Source organism: Marinobacter sp. F4216 (assembly GCF_019931195.1).
GTDB classification, from domain to species: domain Bacteria; phylum Pseudomonadota; class Gammaproteobacteria; order Pseudomonadales; family Oleiphilaceae; genus Marinobacter; species Marinobacter suaedae.
The window spans coordinates 769,380-786,832 of record NZ_JAIOUO010000002.1; the positions used below are offsets into that span (position 1 = coordinate 769,380).

Below are 17,453 nucleotides of genomic sequence, written 5' to 3' on the forward strand. Positions count from 1 at the left end.
TTCCGGCTTCCTGGTGCTCAGGCGTGGAGCGTTTCGAGGAAATCCATCAGTGGCTTCACCTTGGTAAGCGTTTCCTGATACTCGCTCTCCGGATCGGAATCCGCCACGATGCCGCCACCGCCCCAGCAGCGGATGGTGCCGTCCTCTTCGCACAGTAGCGTCCGGATGGCAATGTTGCTGTCCAGCCGGCCGTTCAGTCCCCAGTAGAATACCGAGCCGCAATAGGGGCCTCGCCAGTGTGGCTCCAGTTCGTTGATGATTTCCATGGAACGAATCTTCGGCGCCCCGGTAATGGAGCCCCCTGGGAAGGCATCCATCAGAGCCTTGATGGGTGAGATTCCGTCACGAAGTTCGGCGCGAATATGGCTGACCAGATGGTGAACGTTTCGGTAGGACTCCAGGGCAAACAGACGGTCCACCTTGACGCTGCCGGGCACCGCGTTTTGACCGAGATCGTTACGCAGCAAGTCCACGATCATCAGGTTTTCTGCACGATCCTTTTCCGACGCCTGTAATTCCTCGGCGTAGGCGTTGTCCTGCTCCGGTGTGTCGCCACGGGGCCGCGTTCCCTTGATCGGACTGGTCGTTATAGTGCCCCGTTCGATTTCCAGGAATCGTTCTGGCGAAAGGGATAAAACAGCGCCGCCGTTTACCCGGAGAAACGCACTGAACGGTGTAGGGTGCTCTTCAGCCAGGGCCTTGAATCCGTGCCACGGATCCCCCGAGGATTGCCCGACGAATTCTTGGGACAGGTTGGCCTGATAACAATCGCCGGCATTGATGTACCGGAGGATACTCCCGACACCCGCTTTGAACTGGGGCTTTGACTGGGTTGCCCTGAATGGGCGAGTCACCGACCAGGCAGGTGGGTTGTCGCCGGGCGGAACTTCAAGCCAGCGTAGGAGAGTTTGCCGGGTCTCCGTAGAACACTGGGGGTGAATCCACAAAAAGTGCCGCCCGGTTCGTTCGTTATAACTGGCTGCCCAGAGATAAAAGCCCGCATGAATCAGGGGGAAGGGCGTGTTATTTGCCGAGCCTCTCAGCCTCGGTTCCCGGTGCAGTCCGAATTCGTAACCGATAACGCCATACCAGCCGCCCGTGAGGTGCTCTTCACCATCGCCAGACGAAAGTCGGAATTCGTCCATACGGGACTGCATGGCCTGACTGATGTGGTCTACGGCTGAACCGCGTTTGGGGCTTTCATCGACACGCAGCTGTTCTAGTGCAAGAGCACTGAAGCCCCGGAGCGTTCCGCGCCCCTTTCCCTCGCCGATGCTGCCAAGATAAACAAAGTCTGCGCTTTGTGAGGCGTGTTCCTGCAAACGCAGATATTCCGCTTCAGACAGTTCCTGCAGTAGTGAAGAGCTCAAGGTGTCCCCGAATTGATTCCAAGAAGTGATACATCGTGCACAGAAAACGCGTTGTCTCTGAGGGGGTCGCGCTGATGTAATGGTACGCAGGGCAGCGACTCCGAGCCTTATTTTAACTCAGGGGTAAAGGCATTGGCTGCCCGTTACATCATTAAAAGGAATAATAATTATGATGCTCGACACTTTAACTAATGCTCGCAGCAAGGTTTCTCAACGTATCCGTTTAATGCTTTCTCACACGCTTCGCAGCAAGTTACCCAAAGTTGGGTTTTGCGCTGCGCTCGCGCTCTCTATCGGTGCTCCTTTGGCGGTTGGGGAAACTAAACAGCTCTCGCCGGAGCAGATTACCAAGGAGGTCCAAGCAAACACGCAATACCTTTTGAAGCATGTCGCGGCAAAGACAAAAGCTTTAATGGGCGCGTATGGCGATTTTGCACCTTTTGGGGCGGTATTGATGCCTGATGGAGCCGTACGCTATGTCTGGGCAGTGAAGCCGGGAGATCCGTTGGATGGGGTTAGTGCTCCTGTGGTGCTTGGTACTGTGCGTCAGGCTCTGAAGATTCATGCGGACGAAGGACGAATCCTGGGTTCTGCTGCGGTGTATAGGTACCAGGCAAAGAATAATGGTGGTGCCAACCAAATCAATATTGAACTGGAGTATTTGGGGGGCTTCGCTCAGGTAGTGGCAGCGCAGTATAGCGCAGAGGGGCAAGAGGTTGAGTTCGATAAGGGTGCATCAAAAAATTATGATGCACTGATTTTTTCTCCGATAGCCGTTTCAACCCATACGAATTAAGAGTGCTTTGTCACAAAATAATTCTGATGATGCTGGCGTGTGACAATCTGTTACAGAAACGTGCTTTTCATCGCAGTTTTCCTGAAATGGGTCTGAGAGACTGAATCTGCAGTCGGAGGATCTGGCTGTATAAGAACAAAACATAAGTACTCTAGGAGAAAAAGTATGAAAGGCCTGAAGAAAGTAGTTCTGGCAACTGCCGTTGCCGCAGCTCCATTTGCCGCTCAAGCAGAGCTGAAAGCGCTTGATGACACCAGCATGAGTTCAGTTACTGGTCAGGCTGGTGTGACTATCGACCTGGAAGCAACTGTGTCCATCGGCGAAGTTGCCTATCAGGACGGCGGTTACCTTGCTTTCACTGGTGTCGACATTACCGGTTCAGACGGTGTGTCCGCGCTTGATAACGTCCGTATGTTTATCGATGTTGTTGGAGCCAGTGGTACCGATTTGGGCTCGCCTGCCCGCGGTGCAGCTTACCTGGGGGGGCTTGGCATCGACGCTAGCACTGTAAATGAGGCGCTGCCGGCTTTGGATGATGGTGATCTTGTGATTTCTCTACGTGCGCAGGACCCTACCGCGGGTGTTGACTACGGACTGGGTATCGACACGATCTCCTTGGCTGAGTCTACCGGCACCCGTGGTAACCTTTATGAAGCTGGGGTTACAACCAGCACCGTTCTGGTTTCCGATCTGCAGATTGGTGGTAACCTGGGTCCGATCGACATCGTGATCAAGGAAGATACCAAGAACATGAACATCAACGCCTACTTCAATGCCTTCGGTAGCTTGGATATGCCATTTGTGGGCACTAGTATGAACTTCGCTCTGCACAATAATCGTGGCGACTCAACTGCGACAGGTGGCTCTCAGCAGACAAGCTTCGCTCACGCACAGGTTGATGTCAGTGTGACGCCCGGTTATGCAGCCACCTCTGATGATACTCTGCATGTTGTGGTTCAGGACTTCTCAGGTGATCTTGATCTGACCAACATCAACACGGGTGGCACAGCGTCTATCGGGTCACTGTACATGACTGATTTGGCAATCACCGCGGATATGCACATCTACGGCCACTAAGTCTCACTTTCGTGAGCAATTCAGTGACGCCCCTTGCGGGGCGTCACTTCTCCTTAATCCCTTCTTGATCCGTTCGTTTTTCCTGGGCTTCTGACTAGGGGTACTCATGACTTCAATGACAAAATATGGGGTTGTGGCCCTGGCATTGGCTCTCTCCGGCGTTACCAACGCCGACCTCAAATCCATTGACGACGACGAACTCTCCGGTGTCACCGGCCAGAGTGGGTTGACCGTTGCCTATTCCGGTCGGGCAACCTTGGGTCAGTTTCGTTTTGAAAAGCTGGGCACTTATCAGGTCGATGGCATCACTATGGGGGGGGCGGGTGTCACCGCCGACGGTTCTGCGCAGGGGCTGGGCGCTTACTTTGATGATGCGATCGCCACCATCGACATCGGGCCGGATGGAACCCTCGATGTGCGCTGGGAGCCAGGAGCAGGCTCTGCCATTGACTGGGGTTTCCGGGCGAACGAGGTGTCATTGATTTCCTCCACAGCGCAACAGGTCAGTCTGCTGTCTGGCGTCGAAGCCTGGGGTTATTTACGACGGGCCTATCGACGGGTGGAACCAACTGCCGGAGCCAATGGGTTGCCGGTGGGTTCGAATATGTACACGGCGTTTACCGTTGAAGACCTGTCTTCTACGGTAACGCCAGATACCCTTGGCCTTACCGGCGCCTACGTACGAGGTACAGAATCGGGGGGGCAGGCGATTGGCGGCGCAACACTGACCAGTGAATTTTCCCGGTGGGCAAACGATGGGGCAGCAGGGTTCAGTTCGCCTCTATCCGACATCACCGATGGCTTCGCGGCCATGGAATACACCTATCGCCCGGTGAGTGCGGCTGACTCTCCAACAGGTGTTGAAACGGTAGCGGTTGAAGTCCACGGATTTGCCGCCGATATCGGCATGACCAGTCTTTCCGTAGGCCAGGTCGACCTGGGCGTTATGCGGCTGGACAACGTTCAGGTCCACGATACAGTCCTGACGTTTACTCCCTGATTTTTCTTTGAGTTTCTCTGCGTATTCGAGTTCCCGTAGAAGCTAACGCAGGTTCAGGGGACTTCTTTCCTTGTTTTACGGCTGGGAGCTGACCCTCAGCCTTACCCCAATCTTTAGCTTTTATTGAATAGCTGCGGTTATTGATCGGGCACCTGAATGGACAGATCGAAGCCACCGCCGGGCCTTGGTGTCAGGTTGATCGGGCCCTCGTTGATTGCGTTTGGAATCTGAATCTGGTCAATCCCCGCGGGTGAGCCAATGGAGAAGTTAAGAGCCTGTCCATCAAAGCTGAGTCCCAGCTGGTCATTGAGGAACGTCTGCTCGAACGGTCCTTCAGGAATGACGAGCTGCTCGCCAAAGATAATCGGGGGTATATTGGGCGAAAAGTCCACGACACCCGGTTGGGCGTTCGCCAGCTCCTGCTGAGGCAAAAGAATGGCTCGCCGGACGAATTCTTCCTCCGCACTGACCAGCGCATCGGATTTACCTTCTTCGGTAAGGCGCTGCAGTTCCTGCCTGTAAGCCTCTTCCTCCGCCTCGGAAAGTTCCGGTTCACCCGGCGCTATGGTCAGGGCTCTGATAATTCGACGCCGGTCGGCCTCTGATTTTTTAGGGCGATCCGTCGGCACAATAATCACTGCCGAATCCTTTACGTAGGTTTCAACCATCTCGTCCGAAGTGAGTGTTCGGACCCCGGCATTTGCCGATAAACAAACGCTCGCCCCCGCGATGGATACGGCAAGTAGCTGTGAGTGCTTCTTCATGGCGTGGCCCTTGTGTAGACGAGTAATGCCCAGCGCTGCAGACAATGGGGATAGTCGAACGCTGATGAGCAGTATTCGGTTAACACAGAATCTTTTCAAGATAAGAGCCCGGGGTTTGTGATAGGGATCGTTAAAGTGGCCAGCGGTTCCGGGCTGGGGCTTCATTTTCTGTGGTCACTGGATGCTTACTCCGATACAGTTTCAGAATATTCAATAACAAGCGTATTCAATCGCAGTGGGACTGATGGGCCATTTTTTTACAGATCGGTGGCAGCGATGGATCCATCGGCGAATTCCCCGGTCGGATGTGCAGCATTTCGATCAAAAAAATATCTTCATTCTTCCCACGCGAGCGGGCTTTGTCTTCGGCATTCTGCTGGTGATCATGCTGATTACCGGAATTAACTATCAGAACAGTCTCATTTATCTGATGACCTTTGTGCTTGGTACGGTTTTCATTGGTGCAATGCATCAGACCCATCGAAACCTTTCCGGGCTTGAGCTATCCCTGTTAAAAGCCGGCGAGACCTTTTCCGGCGAGGAAATTGGATTCCGTTTCAGGGCGAAAGCGAGTGGCGCGGATGTGGTCGCGATTTGGCTCTCTTGGCGCGGACACAAAGTTGCGCCCGTGCACATCCCGGCCGGCCAGACTCGCGATGTCAATCTCCTGATTCCAACGACTTATCGTGGTTATTTCCGGCCAGAACGAATTCGGGTTGAAACCCGTTTTCCTTTCGGTTTGCTCAGGGCCTGGTCCTGGATCCGGCCTGCGACGTCCGGAGTGATCTATCCGTCGCCTCTGACAGCTCCTGAGAGTACGGGAGCGGTTCCGGACGAGTGCGATGATGCCAGCGCAAGCCCCATTGACGACACCGATCACGCCGAGTTACGACCCTGGCGCGAAGGTGATCTGAGTCAGCGAGTCATGTGGAAGCGTTACGCCAGAAATGGGCAGATGGTGGTCGCAGACTGGGAAGGTGAGGGTGGTAGCCCCCACTGGCTCGATTTCGACAGCTTTCAGGGCATCGATCCGGAGGTTCGGCTGAGATACCTTGCCTGGTTGGTCCGGGAGCGTACCAAAGCCGATCAGCCCTTTGGATTGCTTCTCCCCGGCGTCACCATTGAGCCGGATCAGGGCGCTGCCCATGGCCAGAGATGTTTGCGCGCTCTCGCGGTGTGGGGGCTTGAGGGAACGGAAGTACCGGATGGTGAAGCCATAAACCCGCTGGAGGTTGCCCGGGCAAGTTCCGGTTCGGAGGCGCGGTCGTGAAGCTTTTCCCGATGACCGGTAGTAACGAGCGGGCAGACACGCAGCAGCCACCGTTGCCCTCCAGTGCCTTGCTCTGGCTGCTCGCCAGTTTCGGTATCCTGGTAATGCCGCAGGTTGACCGCCTTCCACTTTGGTTAGTGGCTTCCTGTGCCGTGCTGGCGGGGTGGCGCTGGCTTGCCCAGTCCAGCCGGGTCAGGCTGCCCGGTAGAGCGGCCAGACTGGCGGTGATTATTACACTGGTGGCGGCGTATGTAGCGACCGTGAAGGAGAGCTTCTCGGTCGATACCGCCGCTTCATTTTTTGTGTTGGCAGTCAGTCTCAAATGGCTGGAGTGTCGTTCGACCAGGGACTATTACGTCCTGTTCTTTATTCTCGTCTATCTCGGTGGCGTCAATTTCCTGTTCCGCCAGGAAATTTACTGGGCCTTGGTGAATTTTGTCGCTCTCGCGGGGCTGCTGATTGGTCTGCAACTGCTCAATGCACCTGATTTGCCCCATGGTGTGGCGTCGGGGTGGCGTCGCCTGGGCGGGTTGATGTTCAAAACACTCCCGATTGTGGTGCTTTTGTTTATCTTTTTTCCCCGAATGGCACCGCTCTGGAGTGTGCCGCTGGTTTCCAGTGAGGCGCGGTCGGGCATTTCCGAAACCATGAAGCCCGGCGATATCTCCAATCTGGCCAAAAATGACGAGCGTGCTTTTCGTGTGACTTTCGGCGGCGAAACGCCCGCGCATCGCGATCGCTACTGGCGGGGTCTGATTCTGGATTATCTGGATGGGGAAACCTGGCGGCAGTCTTCGAGCGACGGGTTTCGCCGGCCTGGTCGAGTGGCCAATGATGGCGGTGTCGGTGAGCTTCAATCTGATGAATACGAGGTGCTCCTCGAGCCCACGGATCAGCGCTGGGCGTTTGCCCTGGCTGAGTCCCGTGTTGCTTCCCGAAACGTGGTTGAGGAATCCGAGGACCTGTTTCGTTTCCGCCGTCCGGCCGATACCACGGTTCGGTATCGGCTGGCGTTCGAGCAGGAAACTCAGGCCTCCTCCCCACAATTGTCCGTGGAGGAACGTCAGCGCTACCTCCAGTTACCGGATGCCGGAAATCCGCGGGCCCGTGAGCTGGCTGCGTCGTTTAAGGAAAGGCTGAATGATGCTGGTATGGTCGAAACCTTATTAAGTCGCTTTCGTGACCAGCCTTATTACTACACGCTTCGGCCACCCCGGATGGCTGAAGATGGCATCGACACTTTGTTGTTCGATGTTCGTCGGGGCTTCTGTGCCCACTACGCAGGCGCCACGACGTTTGTCCTGCGTGCGGCGGGTGTTCCGGCCAGGGTAGTGGTCGGTTATCAGGGTGGCGAGCCGGTTGCCAACAATGACTACCTGATTGTTCGCCAATACGATGCCCATGCCTGGGTAGAAGTCTGGCTTGATGGGCAGGGCTGGGTGAGACTGGATCCGACGGCCGCGATCGCTCCCTCGAGGATTGAATCGGGACTGCGAGATGCGGTGGCAGAGGAGGGGTCCTTTCTCGAAGATAACTGGGCGTCTCCCGAGCGCTACAGTGATATCAAAGTGGTCCGTTGGTTCAGCCATCAGCTTGACCGCATTAATTACAACTGGCAGCGCTGGGTGGTGGGCTATCAGGGGGAAAGCCAGATGGACCTGCTGTCGCGTTTGCCCGGAAGTTTCGGCTTGAAGGAACTGGGCTATATTTCAGCCGGTATCGTGGGTGTCGGGCTGCTAATCGCCGCATTGTTTTCTGCTCTGCGGTTAAAGCAGCTTGAACGGAAGGACGATTTTGGCCGGTTAATCGTGGCATGGCACCGTCTGTGCAATCGTACCGGGGTGCCGGTGCGGGCAGGTGATACACCCATCGATCTGGCCTCAAAACTGGCCTCCGCCGCACCGGAAGTATCGGATACAGCTCGGCTTTTTGCCCAGGGCGTGAACAGTCATTACTATAAGGCGGGCGCCGAGGGCGGCAGCGTGGAACTCGCCCGGCTTCGCCGGCTGCTTGCGACCATGAAAAAGCAGCTTCGTCATTCCCGCTCAAACAGGAACCGTTCGTGAATAACATCGCTGGTGAAATGCCCTGGCTTGCCAAGGCCTGGAAGGTTGTGCAAAACGGCCTGAAAGAGGACCGCCTGCCTCATGCCCTGATCATTGCCGGAGAACATGGGGTGGGAAAACGTGCCTGGGCGGACGCTGTTTCTGAACTGCTGCTCTGTGATCAACCCGCGAATAATGCCGAGGGCCTTCCTACGGCCTGTGGTCATTGCAAGCAGTGCGCACTGTTTCAGGCGGCCAGTCATCCTGATGTGCGGGCCTACTCCCCGGAAAAATCGAAAGTCATCAAGGTGGCTCAGGTGAGGGCGCTGTCTGCGTTTACCGTTGCTTCACCTCAGGTAGGCCGGAGGAAAGTGGCCATTGTTGATCGGGCAGATCAGCTGAATATCAACGCCGCCAACGCATTGCTCAAAACGCTTGAAGAACCGCAACCGGATGTCAGCTTATTGCTGCTACAGGAAAGCGGACGGCCTGTGTTGCCGACCATACGTTCACGTTGCCAGGTCCTGACGATTCCTGCTCCGGGCATCGAGCAGGCTCAAGACTGGTTGAGTGCCCGGATTGAGCAAATGGACGGGGCTGACCGGCCATCGGAGCAAACTCTCAACAAGGCATTGATGCTGGCTGGCAATGCGCCGCGATTGGCGCTGGAATACGCGACCGGTGATTTTATTGGCTTGCGGGACGAGGCGTTCGAGCAGTTTCGTCAGTTCATGAAGGGTCAGGTGCCGGTGACACAGGCCGCCCGTGCCTTCAAGGCGCTGGGCCTGGAGGGCGCGCTAACCCTGTTCGAAGGTTGGGCAGTGGATCTGGCCCGGCTGAGCGCGGGCGGGCAGGCCATGGATTCAGAGGCCGCGGAAATGCTTGGTTTCCTCGCGCGCACCAATCCCGGCTGGCGTGCGCACGAGCTTCAGGACAAGGTGAACGAAGCGCGCGAGGCTGCCGTATACAATGCCAATCCTGAACTGGAAGCCGCGCAGCTTCTCATCGAGTGGAAGAAGCTGATGCCGAGGCGGCGTCGTAATGCCTGAGCAGGGATCTGGCCGGGCCTTGCACCTGTGATGCAAACTACTGGTATGATGCCGGGATGACCGGGGCTTTGTCCCTGAAACAACAACGAAATCGAAAAGAGAAAAGGTGTCAGTTATGGGGCCCGGATTTGGCGCACGCAGTGGCATTCTAACCCAGACCATTAAAGACAAGGCAGTGCTTTATGCGGCGTACATGCCCTACATCCGTCAGGGTGGCCTGTTTATTCCCACTCAAAAGCAATACCAACTGGGTGACGAGGTGTTTCTGCTTCTGAACCTGATGGACGAGCCCGAGAAAATTCCGGTCGCAGGAAAGGTCATCTGGATAACGCCCAAGGGTGCGCAGGGCAACCGTGCTGCCGGAATCGGTGTGCAGTTCACCGGCGACGATGAATCAGCCCGCACTAAAATTGAGTCCTATCTTGCCGGATCCCTGAGCTCGGATCGCCCAACTCACACCATGTAACCTTAAGGGGCCCATGAACGCGATCGAAACGTCGCCCGACATTGTCGCAACGGAAGCTGGGGCTTTCGAAGACCGCTGGCCTCTTCAATCTATTACTCTGGCGGGCAAAACCTGGCCGGCCAGATCCAATGGTGATCTTTCCTCTGTTCCTGTGGTGATGGTCCATGGGTGGCTGGATAACTGTCTGAGTTTTTCCCGGTTGGCACCGGAGCTGTCCGTCAACCGAACGCTCCATGGTGTTGATCTGGCAGGGCACGGTTTGTCGGGTGGCCGGCCATCGGGTCAGAGTTACCTGCTGATGGATTACGTGGTCGACCTGGCAGAAATGGTGGAGTCCCATCTCGTCTCGGGAGAGGGGCAGTCTATCGATCTGGTCGGGCACTCGCTCGGAGGCGCCATATGCGCGCTCTATGCGGCTGCGGTTCCGGAGCGGGTCCGGAAACTTGTGATGATTGACAGTCTTGGTGCCCTCAGCCGGCCAAGCGACCAAACGGCTTCCCAACTGAGAAAAGCCATTGATAAGCGCCTGGGCGGTTCCCGCAAGCCTACGGTGTATGCTGATATCAAGACCGCTGCGCGGGTTCGTTCGGGTGGGTTTATCCCTCTGAGTCAGCAAAGCGCCGAGATCCTGACCGAACGAAACCTGAAACCCCGTGATGGCGGTTTCGTGTGGCGAACGGATTCGAGGCTACGCCATCCGTCACCGTTGATGATGACCGAAAAACAGGTACAGGAGACCTTACGTGCCATCCAGTGCCCGACTTTGTTTATCAAGGCAGAGCAAGGGTTGCTTGCAACGCGAAAGGGGCTTGAAAACCGGGAGGCGGCTGTTGCGCATCTGAAAACGGTTCGCGTTCCAGGTGGTCACCATTGCCATTTAGACGGGGATGTTCGCCCCGTTTGTGAATTCATCAAATCCTTTTTGAGCGATGACTAAAACGACAGCACGGCTAACATTGAATGCTCTGGGTTTCTGGTTTTTTGCGGGCTTTCCCATTCTGGGCATGGCCGCGTTTCCGGAAACAATTCCTGAACCCTTTCCGCAGGCTGAATTGGAAGACGTTGCTGATATTCAGTCATCCGGGCACCTGGTGCTATTCAGTCCGGTCCGTGAGGTGCGTGACGAGATTCGGTCCGAAACGATGGCACGCCTCCCGGTATCAGGCGAAGGGCACCTGTATGAAATAGAGCGGGATTCTAACCGGGAAAAAGCCAGGGATCATTACCTTCGCGTTTTGAAGGCCCGTGGCAGCCAGGTTCTGTTTGAGTGTGTAGGGCTGTCTTGCGGGCGCAGTAACGTCTGGGCTAATCAGATCTTTGGCCAGCGAAAGCTGTATGGCAGGGATGCTAACCAGGATTATCTCGTTGCAGGGACTACAACAGAAGACGGGCGCCGGTGGTTGACGCTGGTTTACACCGTAACTCGGGGTAACCTGCGGGAATATATCTGGGTTGAGCACCTGGAGGTTACGGGCTCCGTGGTGATTCCGGGATTGGGTAGTGTAGATAGTCGTATTCGGGGCCCTATTGTTGTGCCCTGGACAGGGAGTCTGACCCATCGATTTGACTGGTCGGCCAATGACCGGCGCAAGATAGCGGATTGGGCCCGTGCGGAATCAACCATTGTGGTCTTGACCGGGTTTTCGTCGCTGGACGCCGGAGAGGGACTAGAAGAATCGCTGCAGCGTGCTGAAAGGGCGGTTGCTTCTTTGGCCGATGTCCTTGCGAAGACGGGCGTGCCTGAAGAGCAGCAGAGAACGCTGGTTGTGGGTCCCGCAATACCGATTGGTGATCCTGATCGTCAGGGTAATCGAGTCGAAATTACCGTCATCACTCAATAGGGGCATGGGGTAAGAGGTGAGTAAAAAGGATTTGAAAGCTCAGGCATCCGATCAGGATTCCCCAAAAAAGAGTGCGAAGGATCGCAAGCGTGGTTCCGAAGTCTCTTCCGATGTGAAAGCAGAGACTACTCCATCCCCAGAATCCCATCCTAAGAAAACTGTCGCCTTGACCCTTGGAAGCGGTGGCGCGCGAGGCTACGCGCATATCGGCGCCATTGAAGTCCTGAATGAGCGCGGGTATGACATTGTTGCAATTTCCGGCTGTTCCATGGGCGCCCTGATCGGCGGGGTCTATGCGGCGGGTAAGCTGCAGGATTATAAGGACTGGGTCACCGGGCTGGGCCAATTCGATGTGCTCAAGCTGCTGGATGTCACCTTCAACGCCATCGGTGCCATTCGAGGCGAAAAAATATTCTCTGTGGTTCGTGAAATGCTGGGCGGCATCCGCATTGAGGATTTGCCCTTGGCTTATACGGCCGTGGCGACAGACCTCCTGTCTCACAAGGAAGTATGGTTTCAGGAGGGGCCCCTGGAACAGGCCATTCGGGCGTCGGTGGCTATTCCCGGACTGGTGACACCCCTGGTGCTCAACAGACGCGCCTATGTCGACGGTGCCTTGCTGAATCCCCTGCCCATCATCCCTACGATCTCTGCCCACGCGGACCTGATTGTTGCGGTGAACCTGGCGGGTGAAGAAGAGCGGCAGCAGGGTCAGACCGTTGAGGATGCAGCGTTTTTGCAGGCGGATGAGGGGAGCGATCTGGAAGAGTGGGTCGATTCCATTCGAGACAAAGCGTCACGCTGGTTTGATTGGGACAACCTGAAATCGCTGGCGGTCAAAAAAGGCGAATCTTCGAGCGGGGGGCAGGAACTTGAAGAACAGCCTCTCCAGCCGCCTGAAGCCGCCAGTGAAAACAGTGTTGAGAAGGCGTCCTCGGATTCGAAAAAGGCGGAAGAAAAGGAAAAAATCGACTGGGACAAGTTGGGCATTGGCAAGTTTGATGTGATGAACCTGACCATAGAAACCATGCAGAGCGCTCTGGTTCAATACAAAATAGCCGGTTATCCACCGGATTTGCTGGTCAACCTGCCCAAGAATGCGTGCCGGAGCTATGACTACCACAAGGCTCCCGAGTTGATTCAGTTGGGCCGGGAGAAAATGACCGCCGCGCTCGATCGGTATGAACGCAATCGCAACAGTTCAGGTCCGTTGGCGATTTGAATGGCTTTATGGCAACGCTTGTTTTCCCAGGCTGCAGGGTAGTGAACAAAGAGCGTATAATGCCGCGCTGAAATTACTCCCAACAGGATTCAAGCTTTGACCAGTCCGATCGACGATCTTCAAACCATCCGTGATTACCTGCGCTATGCCAGCTCCCGATTTGCGGCATCCGAGTTGTATTTCGGTCACGGCACCGACAACGTCTGGGACGAGGCTGTGCAACTGGTGCTTCGCTCCGTGAGCCTTCCGCTGGAAAACAACACGCTGTTCCTGGACGCAAGGCTGACCCGGGAAGAGCGACAGCGCATCCTGGAGCGCATCGAACGACGCATCAAGGAACGCATCCCCGTAGCCTACTTGTTGGGTGAGGCGTGGTTCATGGGCATGCCGTTCCATGTAGATGAACGCGTGCTTGTGCCGCGCTCGCCCATTGGCGAACTTCTGGAAAACGGCCTTCAGCCCTGGCTTGCCGAAAAGCACGTGGAGCGGGTTCTCGATCTGTGCACCGGAAGCGGTTGCATTGGAATCGGAGCAGCCAGCGTGTTTGAGGATGCGGAAGTGGATTTGTCCGATATTTCTGCGGATGCGCTTGAGGTTGCTGGTTCCAATATTGATTTCCACGGGGTCCGGGATCGCGTCCATCTTGTGCAATCCGATGTCTTCGACAATATCGAAGGCCGCTACGATGTGATTCTCAGTAACCCGCCGTACGTGGATGCCGGCGATCTTGCCTCGATGCCGGAGGAGTACCAGCACGAACCGGAGCTTGGCCTTGCTGCGGGCGAAGATGGGCTGGATATTGCGCACCGCATCATTGCCCAGGCCCTGGACCACCTGACGCCGGGTGGTCTGCTGATCGTGGAGGTAGGAAATAGCTGGGTAGCGCTTGACGAAGCCTATCCGGATCTGCCATTAACATGGCTGGATTTTGAAAATGGCGGTAACGGTGTGTTTTTACTCACGGAAGACGCATTGCGCCAGTGGCATAACAAGGCGTAAGCCCCTGTCCCATAAAAACAGAAGAAGTAGCAGATATGTCGGGAAATACCTTCGGTAAATTGTTCACGGTTACCTCCTTTGGGGAAAGCCACGGTGCGGCACTGGGCTGCATCGTCGATGGTTGTCCTCCAGGGCTGGAGCTGTCAGAAGAGGATTTGCAGCGAGATCTTGACCGTCGCAAGCCCGGCACCTCCCGCCATACTACCCAGCGCCGCGAGGCGGACGAAGTTCGTATACTGTCCGGGGTATTCGAGGGCAAAACCACCGGAACGCCCATTGGTTTGCTGATAGAAAACACCGATCAGCGCTCCAAGGATTACTCCAAAATTTCCGAGCAGTTCCGCCCGGCCCACGCCGATTACACCTACATGCATAAATACGGCGTTCGAGACTACCGGGGTGGTGGACGTTCCTCGGCGCGGGAAACGGCCATGCGGGTTGCGGCCGGCGCGGTGGCCAAGAAGTTTCTTGAGCAGCGCCTTGGCATTCGCGTGCGCGGCTACCTGTCCCAGCTCGGCCCCATCAAAGCTGAAAAGCTCGATTGGGATCAGGTCGACCAGAATCCGTTCTTCTGTCCGGATGACAGCAAGGTGGGAGAGATGGAGGCCTACATGGATGCCCTGCGTAAAGAAGGGGATTCCATCGGTGCCCGGATCAATGTGGTTGCCGAAGGTGTGCCTCCGGGTCTTGGTGAGCCGATTTTCGATCGTCTGGATGCCGACCTTGCCCACGCCCTGATGAGTATCAATGCGGTCAAGGGAGTTGAAATTGGGGCTGGTTTTGGCTGCATTGAACAAAAGGGCACGGAGCATCGTGACGAGATGACGCCCGAGGGCTTTTTATCGAACCACGCGGGCGGCGTGCTTGGCGGCATTTCTTCTGGCCAGCCGATCGTTGCCAGCATCGCGCTCAAGCCCACGTCCAGCCTTCGCCTGCCGGGCAGGGGCATTGATGTTCACGGCAATCCCGTGGAAGTGATCACCACCGGTCGACACGATCCCTGTGTTGGCATCCGCGCGACGCCGATTGCAGAGGCAATGATGGCCATCGTGCTGATGGATCACTACCTGCGTCATCGTGGTCAGAATGGTGACGTGCAGGTGGATACGCCGGTACTTGGTCAACTCTGATCCACTCTAAGGTCGGTGTTCTCAGGCTTGGCTGAACCGGATTCAGCCAAGCCCAGATTGCCGGGCTCTGTTCGCTAGGGAGCGTGCGTATCTACTGGCGTTTATCTAACCTCTACTTCTGGTTCTTTGCGCTGCTCGGAGGTTTGCTGCCCTACTGGTCGCTTTACCTTGAGGGGCGGGGCTACACCTATCTTCAGATCGCCACATTGATGGCGACCATTCAGTTCACCAAGATTATCGCCCCCAGCGTCTGGGGCTATCTGGGCGACCGTACGGGGCAGCGGGTCCGGCTGGTTCGCTTCGGCGCCATCTTCGGTTCGCTGTTCTTCGCCGGTGTGTTCATGGAGCCCGGCTACTACGGTTTGTTGATGGTTATGCTGGCGTTTACCTTTTTCTGGAACGCCATTCTTCCGCTGTACGAGGTTATTACTCTTCGAGCCCTGGGTACCCACAAAGAAAAGTACGGAAAAGTGCGCCTGTGGGGATCTGTGGGCTTTATTGGCGCGGTCGGTGTGGTAGGCGCCGTTCTGGAGTTTGTGCCGATTCAGTCATTGCCGTTTCTGTTACTGCCGGTGTTTATTGGCATCGGGGTGTCGGCGTTTCTCGTGCCGTCGGAGCGAGGTGAGCGAAAACCAGCTGAAGCCACCGACAGTCTGCGAGCCATCCTCGCTCACCCCGGGGTGCTTGCGTTCTTCCTGATGAACTTCCTGCTCCAGGTGTCTCACGGGGCTTACTACACCTTTTTCAGCATTCATCTGGAGCAGCATGGTTACGGAAAACTGTCGATTGGCTTGCTCTGGTCACTGGGGGTCATTGCCGAGATCGTCCTGTTCCTGGTGATGCATCGTCTGTTCCGGCGCTTCAGTGTGCGTCATATTGTCATAGGTGCACTGGTGCTGACCCTGGTTCGCTGGGTGTTGATTGCAGAAGTCACCGACGTGGTTGCTGTGCTGATTTTTGCTCAGTGTCTTCACGCGGCGTCGTATGGCGCCCTTCATGCGGTGTCGGTTGGCTTTATCCAGAACGCATTCGGCAAGGATCATCACGGGCAGGGGCAGGCGCTGTATAGCGGTTTGACCTTTGGCGCCGGGGGAGCGCTGGGTGCCTGGCTATCAGGCTTTCTGGTAGAAGGCGGCAGCACCTCCCTGGCCTTCTGGGGCAGCGCTGCCGTGATTGTGGTTGCTGTTTTGGTAACCTGGCGGGGCCTCAGACTCCCGCCATCGTCGCCGGAGCCTGGTTAATCAGGCTTCAGTGTCTTCTTCGTCTTCCTCAATCTGAAGCGACAATCCACTGCCCATGGCGCTTGCCGCCTTTGGTGCCGCGGCAGCGGACTCGCCACCCTGGCCGTGCAGTTTGATCTTCAGGCGCAGGTTGTTGGCGGAATCGGCGTTCTTGAGCGCTTCCTCTTCGGAAATCCTGCCATCTATCCACAGGTTGAAGAGGGCCAGATCGAATGTCTGCATGCCAATGTTGGCGGACTTCTCCATGATTTCCTTGATGCCCTCAATTTCGCCACGAAGGATCAGTTCACTGATGGTTGGCGTTCCCAGCAGAATTTCGATCGCGGCGCAGCGTTTTTTGTCGACGGTTGGTACCAGTCGTTGTGACACGAACGCACGAAGGTTCATGGCCAGGTCCATCAGCAGCTGAGGGCGCCGCTCTTCCGGGAAGAAGTTGATGATGCGGTCCAGAGCCTGGTTGGCGTTGTTCGCATGCAGGGTCGAAATACAGAGGTGGCCGGTTTCGGCAAAGGCCAGAGCGTGTTCCATGGTTTCACGGTCACGGATCTCACCGATCAGGATAACGTCCGGGGCCTGGCGCAGGGTGTTCTTCAGCGCCTGGTGGAAACTGCGGGTATCGACGCCCACTTCCCGTTGGTTCACGATGCACTTCTTGTGACGGTGGATGTATTCCACCGGGTCTTCAATCGTGATGATGTGGCCCGCGGAGTTGGAATTCCGGTAATCAATCAGAGCCGCCAGGGAAGTGGACTTGCCGGAACCGGTGGCGCCAACAAACAGAACCAGACCACGCTTGGCCATAACGACTTCTTTCAGAACCTGCGGAAGGCCCAGATCGTCGGCATTGGGGATTTCAGTGACAATGTTTCGTGCAACGATGGAGATTTCGTTGCGCTGGCGGAAGATGTTGATCCGGAAACGGCCGACGTTGCGGATGCTGTACGCCAGGTTCATCTCGAGTTCCTGTTCGAATTCGGCCACTTGCTCGCTGTCCATGATCTCGTAGGCGATGTCCTTGATCGCGCCGGGCCCGAGCGGAGTTCGGTCAATGGGCTTCAGGGTACCGTGGAATTTCGCACAGGGCGGGGCACCGGTGCTCAGGTAAAGATCAGAGCCATCGTGTTTGGCCAGAATCTTCAGGTAATCGTCGAACCCCATGAAATCTCCTAAAACATTGTTGTTT

General features: G+C 56.2%; 16 protein-coding genes. 13 read left to right on the plus strand and 3 right to left on the minus strand.

Annotation, left to right across the window (positions count from 1 at the left end; translation table 11 throughout):
• Positions 1–17: 17 nt before the first annotated feature.
• Entirely contained in the window at positions 18–1,370 is a 1,353-nt protein-coding gene (gene pabB / locus K8I84_RS03995; RefSeq protein WP_223793417.1) for an aminodeoxychorismate synthase component I, read from the minus strand.
• Positions 1,371–1,539: 169 nt separating this feature from the next.
• On the opposite strand from pabB, the gene K8I84_RS04000 reads away from it, so the two are divergent.
• The 3 genes from K8I84_RS04000 (at position 1,540) to K8I84_RS04010 (ending at position 4,243) form a co-directional block, all read left to right on the plus strand.
• Positions 1,540–2,166 (plus strand): hypothetical protein, encoded by a 627-nt coding sequence (locus tag K8I84_RS04000; RefSeq protein ID WP_223793418.1) that lies wholly within the window; start codon positions 1,540–1,542, stop codon positions 2,164–2,166.
• 165 nt (positions 2,167–2,331) lie between these two features.
• Positions 2,332–3,243, plus strand: a complete 912-nt coding sequence (locus K8I84_RS04005; RefSeq protein WP_223793419.1) for a DUF6160 family protein — start codon at positions 2,332–2,334, stop codon at positions 3,241–3,243.
• A gap of 106 nt (positions 3,244–3,349) precedes the next feature.
• Entirely contained in the window at positions 3,350–4,243 is an 894-nt protein-coding gene (locus tag K8I84_RS04010; protein ID WP_223793420.1) for a DUF6160 family protein, read from the plus strand.
• 137 nt (positions 4,244–4,380) lie between these two features.
• Here the strand turns inward: K8I84_RS04010 and K8I84_RS04015 are convergent, their stop codons facing one another.
• Positions 4,381–5,007 (minus strand): hypothetical protein, encoded by a 627-nt coding sequence (locus K8I84_RS04015; protein WP_223793421.1) that lies wholly within the window; start codon positions 5,005–5,007, stop codon positions 4,381–4,383.
• A gap of 244 nt (positions 5,008–5,251) precedes the next feature.
• Here K8I84_RS04015 and K8I84_RS04020 point away from each other — a divergent pair, with 244 nt between their 5' ends.
• The 10 genes from K8I84_RS04020 to K8I84_RS04065 all read left to right on the plus strand — a co-directional run bounded on the left by K8I84_RS04020 (position 5,252) and on the right by K8I84_RS04065 (position 16,270).
• A complete protein-coding gene (locus tag K8I84_RS04020; RefSeq protein ID WP_223793422.1) occupies positions 5,252–6,277 on the plus strand; it encodes a DUF58 domain-containing protein in 1,026 nt (341 codons plus the stop codon).
• Positions 6,278–6,288: 11 nt separating this feature from the next.
• A complete protein-coding gene (locus K8I84_RS04025; RefSeq protein ID WP_223793727.1) occupies positions 6,289–8,343 on the plus strand; it encodes a transglutaminaseTgpA domain-containing protein in 2,055 nt (684 codons plus the stop codon).
• Positions 8,340–9,371, plus strand: coding sequence for a DNA polymerase III subunit delta' (locus K8I84_RS04030; protein ID WP_223793423.1), 1,032 nt, complete (start codon positions 8,340–8,342; stop codon positions 9,369–9,371). Before K8I84_RS04025 ends, K8I84_RS04030 begins: the two co-directional genes overlap by 4 nt.
• 115 nt (positions 9,372–9,486) lie before the next feature.
• Positions 9,487–9,837: a PilZ domain-containing protein gene (locus tag K8I84_RS04035; protein WP_223793424.1), complete on the plus strand. Its 351-nt coding sequence runs from the start codon at positions 9,487–9,489 to the stop codon at positions 9,835–9,837.
• A 13-nt stretch (positions 9,838–9,850) separates the two neighbouring features.
• Positions 9,851–10,774: an alpha/beta fold hydrolase gene (locus K8I84_RS04040; protein ID WP_223793425.1), complete on the plus strand. Its 924-nt coding sequence runs from the start codon at positions 9,851–9,853 to the stop codon at positions 10,772–10,774.
• Entirely contained in the window at positions 10,767–11,678 is a 912-nt protein-coding gene (locus K8I84_RS04045; protein ID WP_223793426.1) for a DUF4892 domain-containing protein, read from the plus strand. The genes K8I84_RS04040 and K8I84_RS04045 overlap by 8 nt, the downstream gene beginning before the upstream one ends.
• A 112-nt stretch (positions 11,679–11,790) precedes the next feature.
• Positions 11,791–12,900, plus strand: coding sequence for a patatin-like phospholipase family protein (locus K8I84_RS04050; RefSeq protein ID WP_223793728.1), 1,110 nt, complete (start codon positions 11,791–11,793; stop codon positions 12,898–12,900).
• A gap of 96 nt (positions 12,901–12,996) precedes the next feature.
• The gene (prmB, locus tag K8I84_RS04055; protein WP_223793427.1) at positions 12,997–13,899 is read left to right on the plus strand and encodes a 50S ribosomal protein L3 N(5)-glutamine methyltransferase; all 903 of its coding nucleotides are present in this window, start codon (positions 12,997–12,999) and stop codon (positions 13,897–13,899) included.
• A gap of 35 nt (positions 13,900–13,934) precedes the next feature.
• Positions 13,935–15,029, plus strand: coding sequence for a chorismate synthase (aroC, locus tag K8I84_RS04060; RefSeq protein WP_223793428.1), 1,095 nt, complete (start codon positions 13,935–13,937; stop codon positions 15,027–15,029).
• An 83-nt stretch (positions 15,030–15,112) separates the two neighbouring features.
• Positions 15,113–16,270 (plus strand): MFS transporter, encoded by a 1,158-nt coding sequence (locus tag K8I84_RS04065; RefSeq protein WP_223793429.1) that lies wholly within the window; start codon positions 15,113–15,115, stop codon positions 16,268–16,270.
• Here the strand turns inward: K8I84_RS04065 and K8I84_RS04070 are convergent, their stop codons facing one another.
• Positions 16,271–17,428 (minus strand): PilT/PilU family type 4a pilus ATPase, encoded by a 1,158-nt coding sequence (locus K8I84_RS04070; protein WP_223793430.1) that lies wholly within the window; start codon positions 17,426–17,428, stop codon positions 16,271–16,273.
• Between the last annotated feature and the right edge of the window lie 25 nt (positions 17,429–17,453).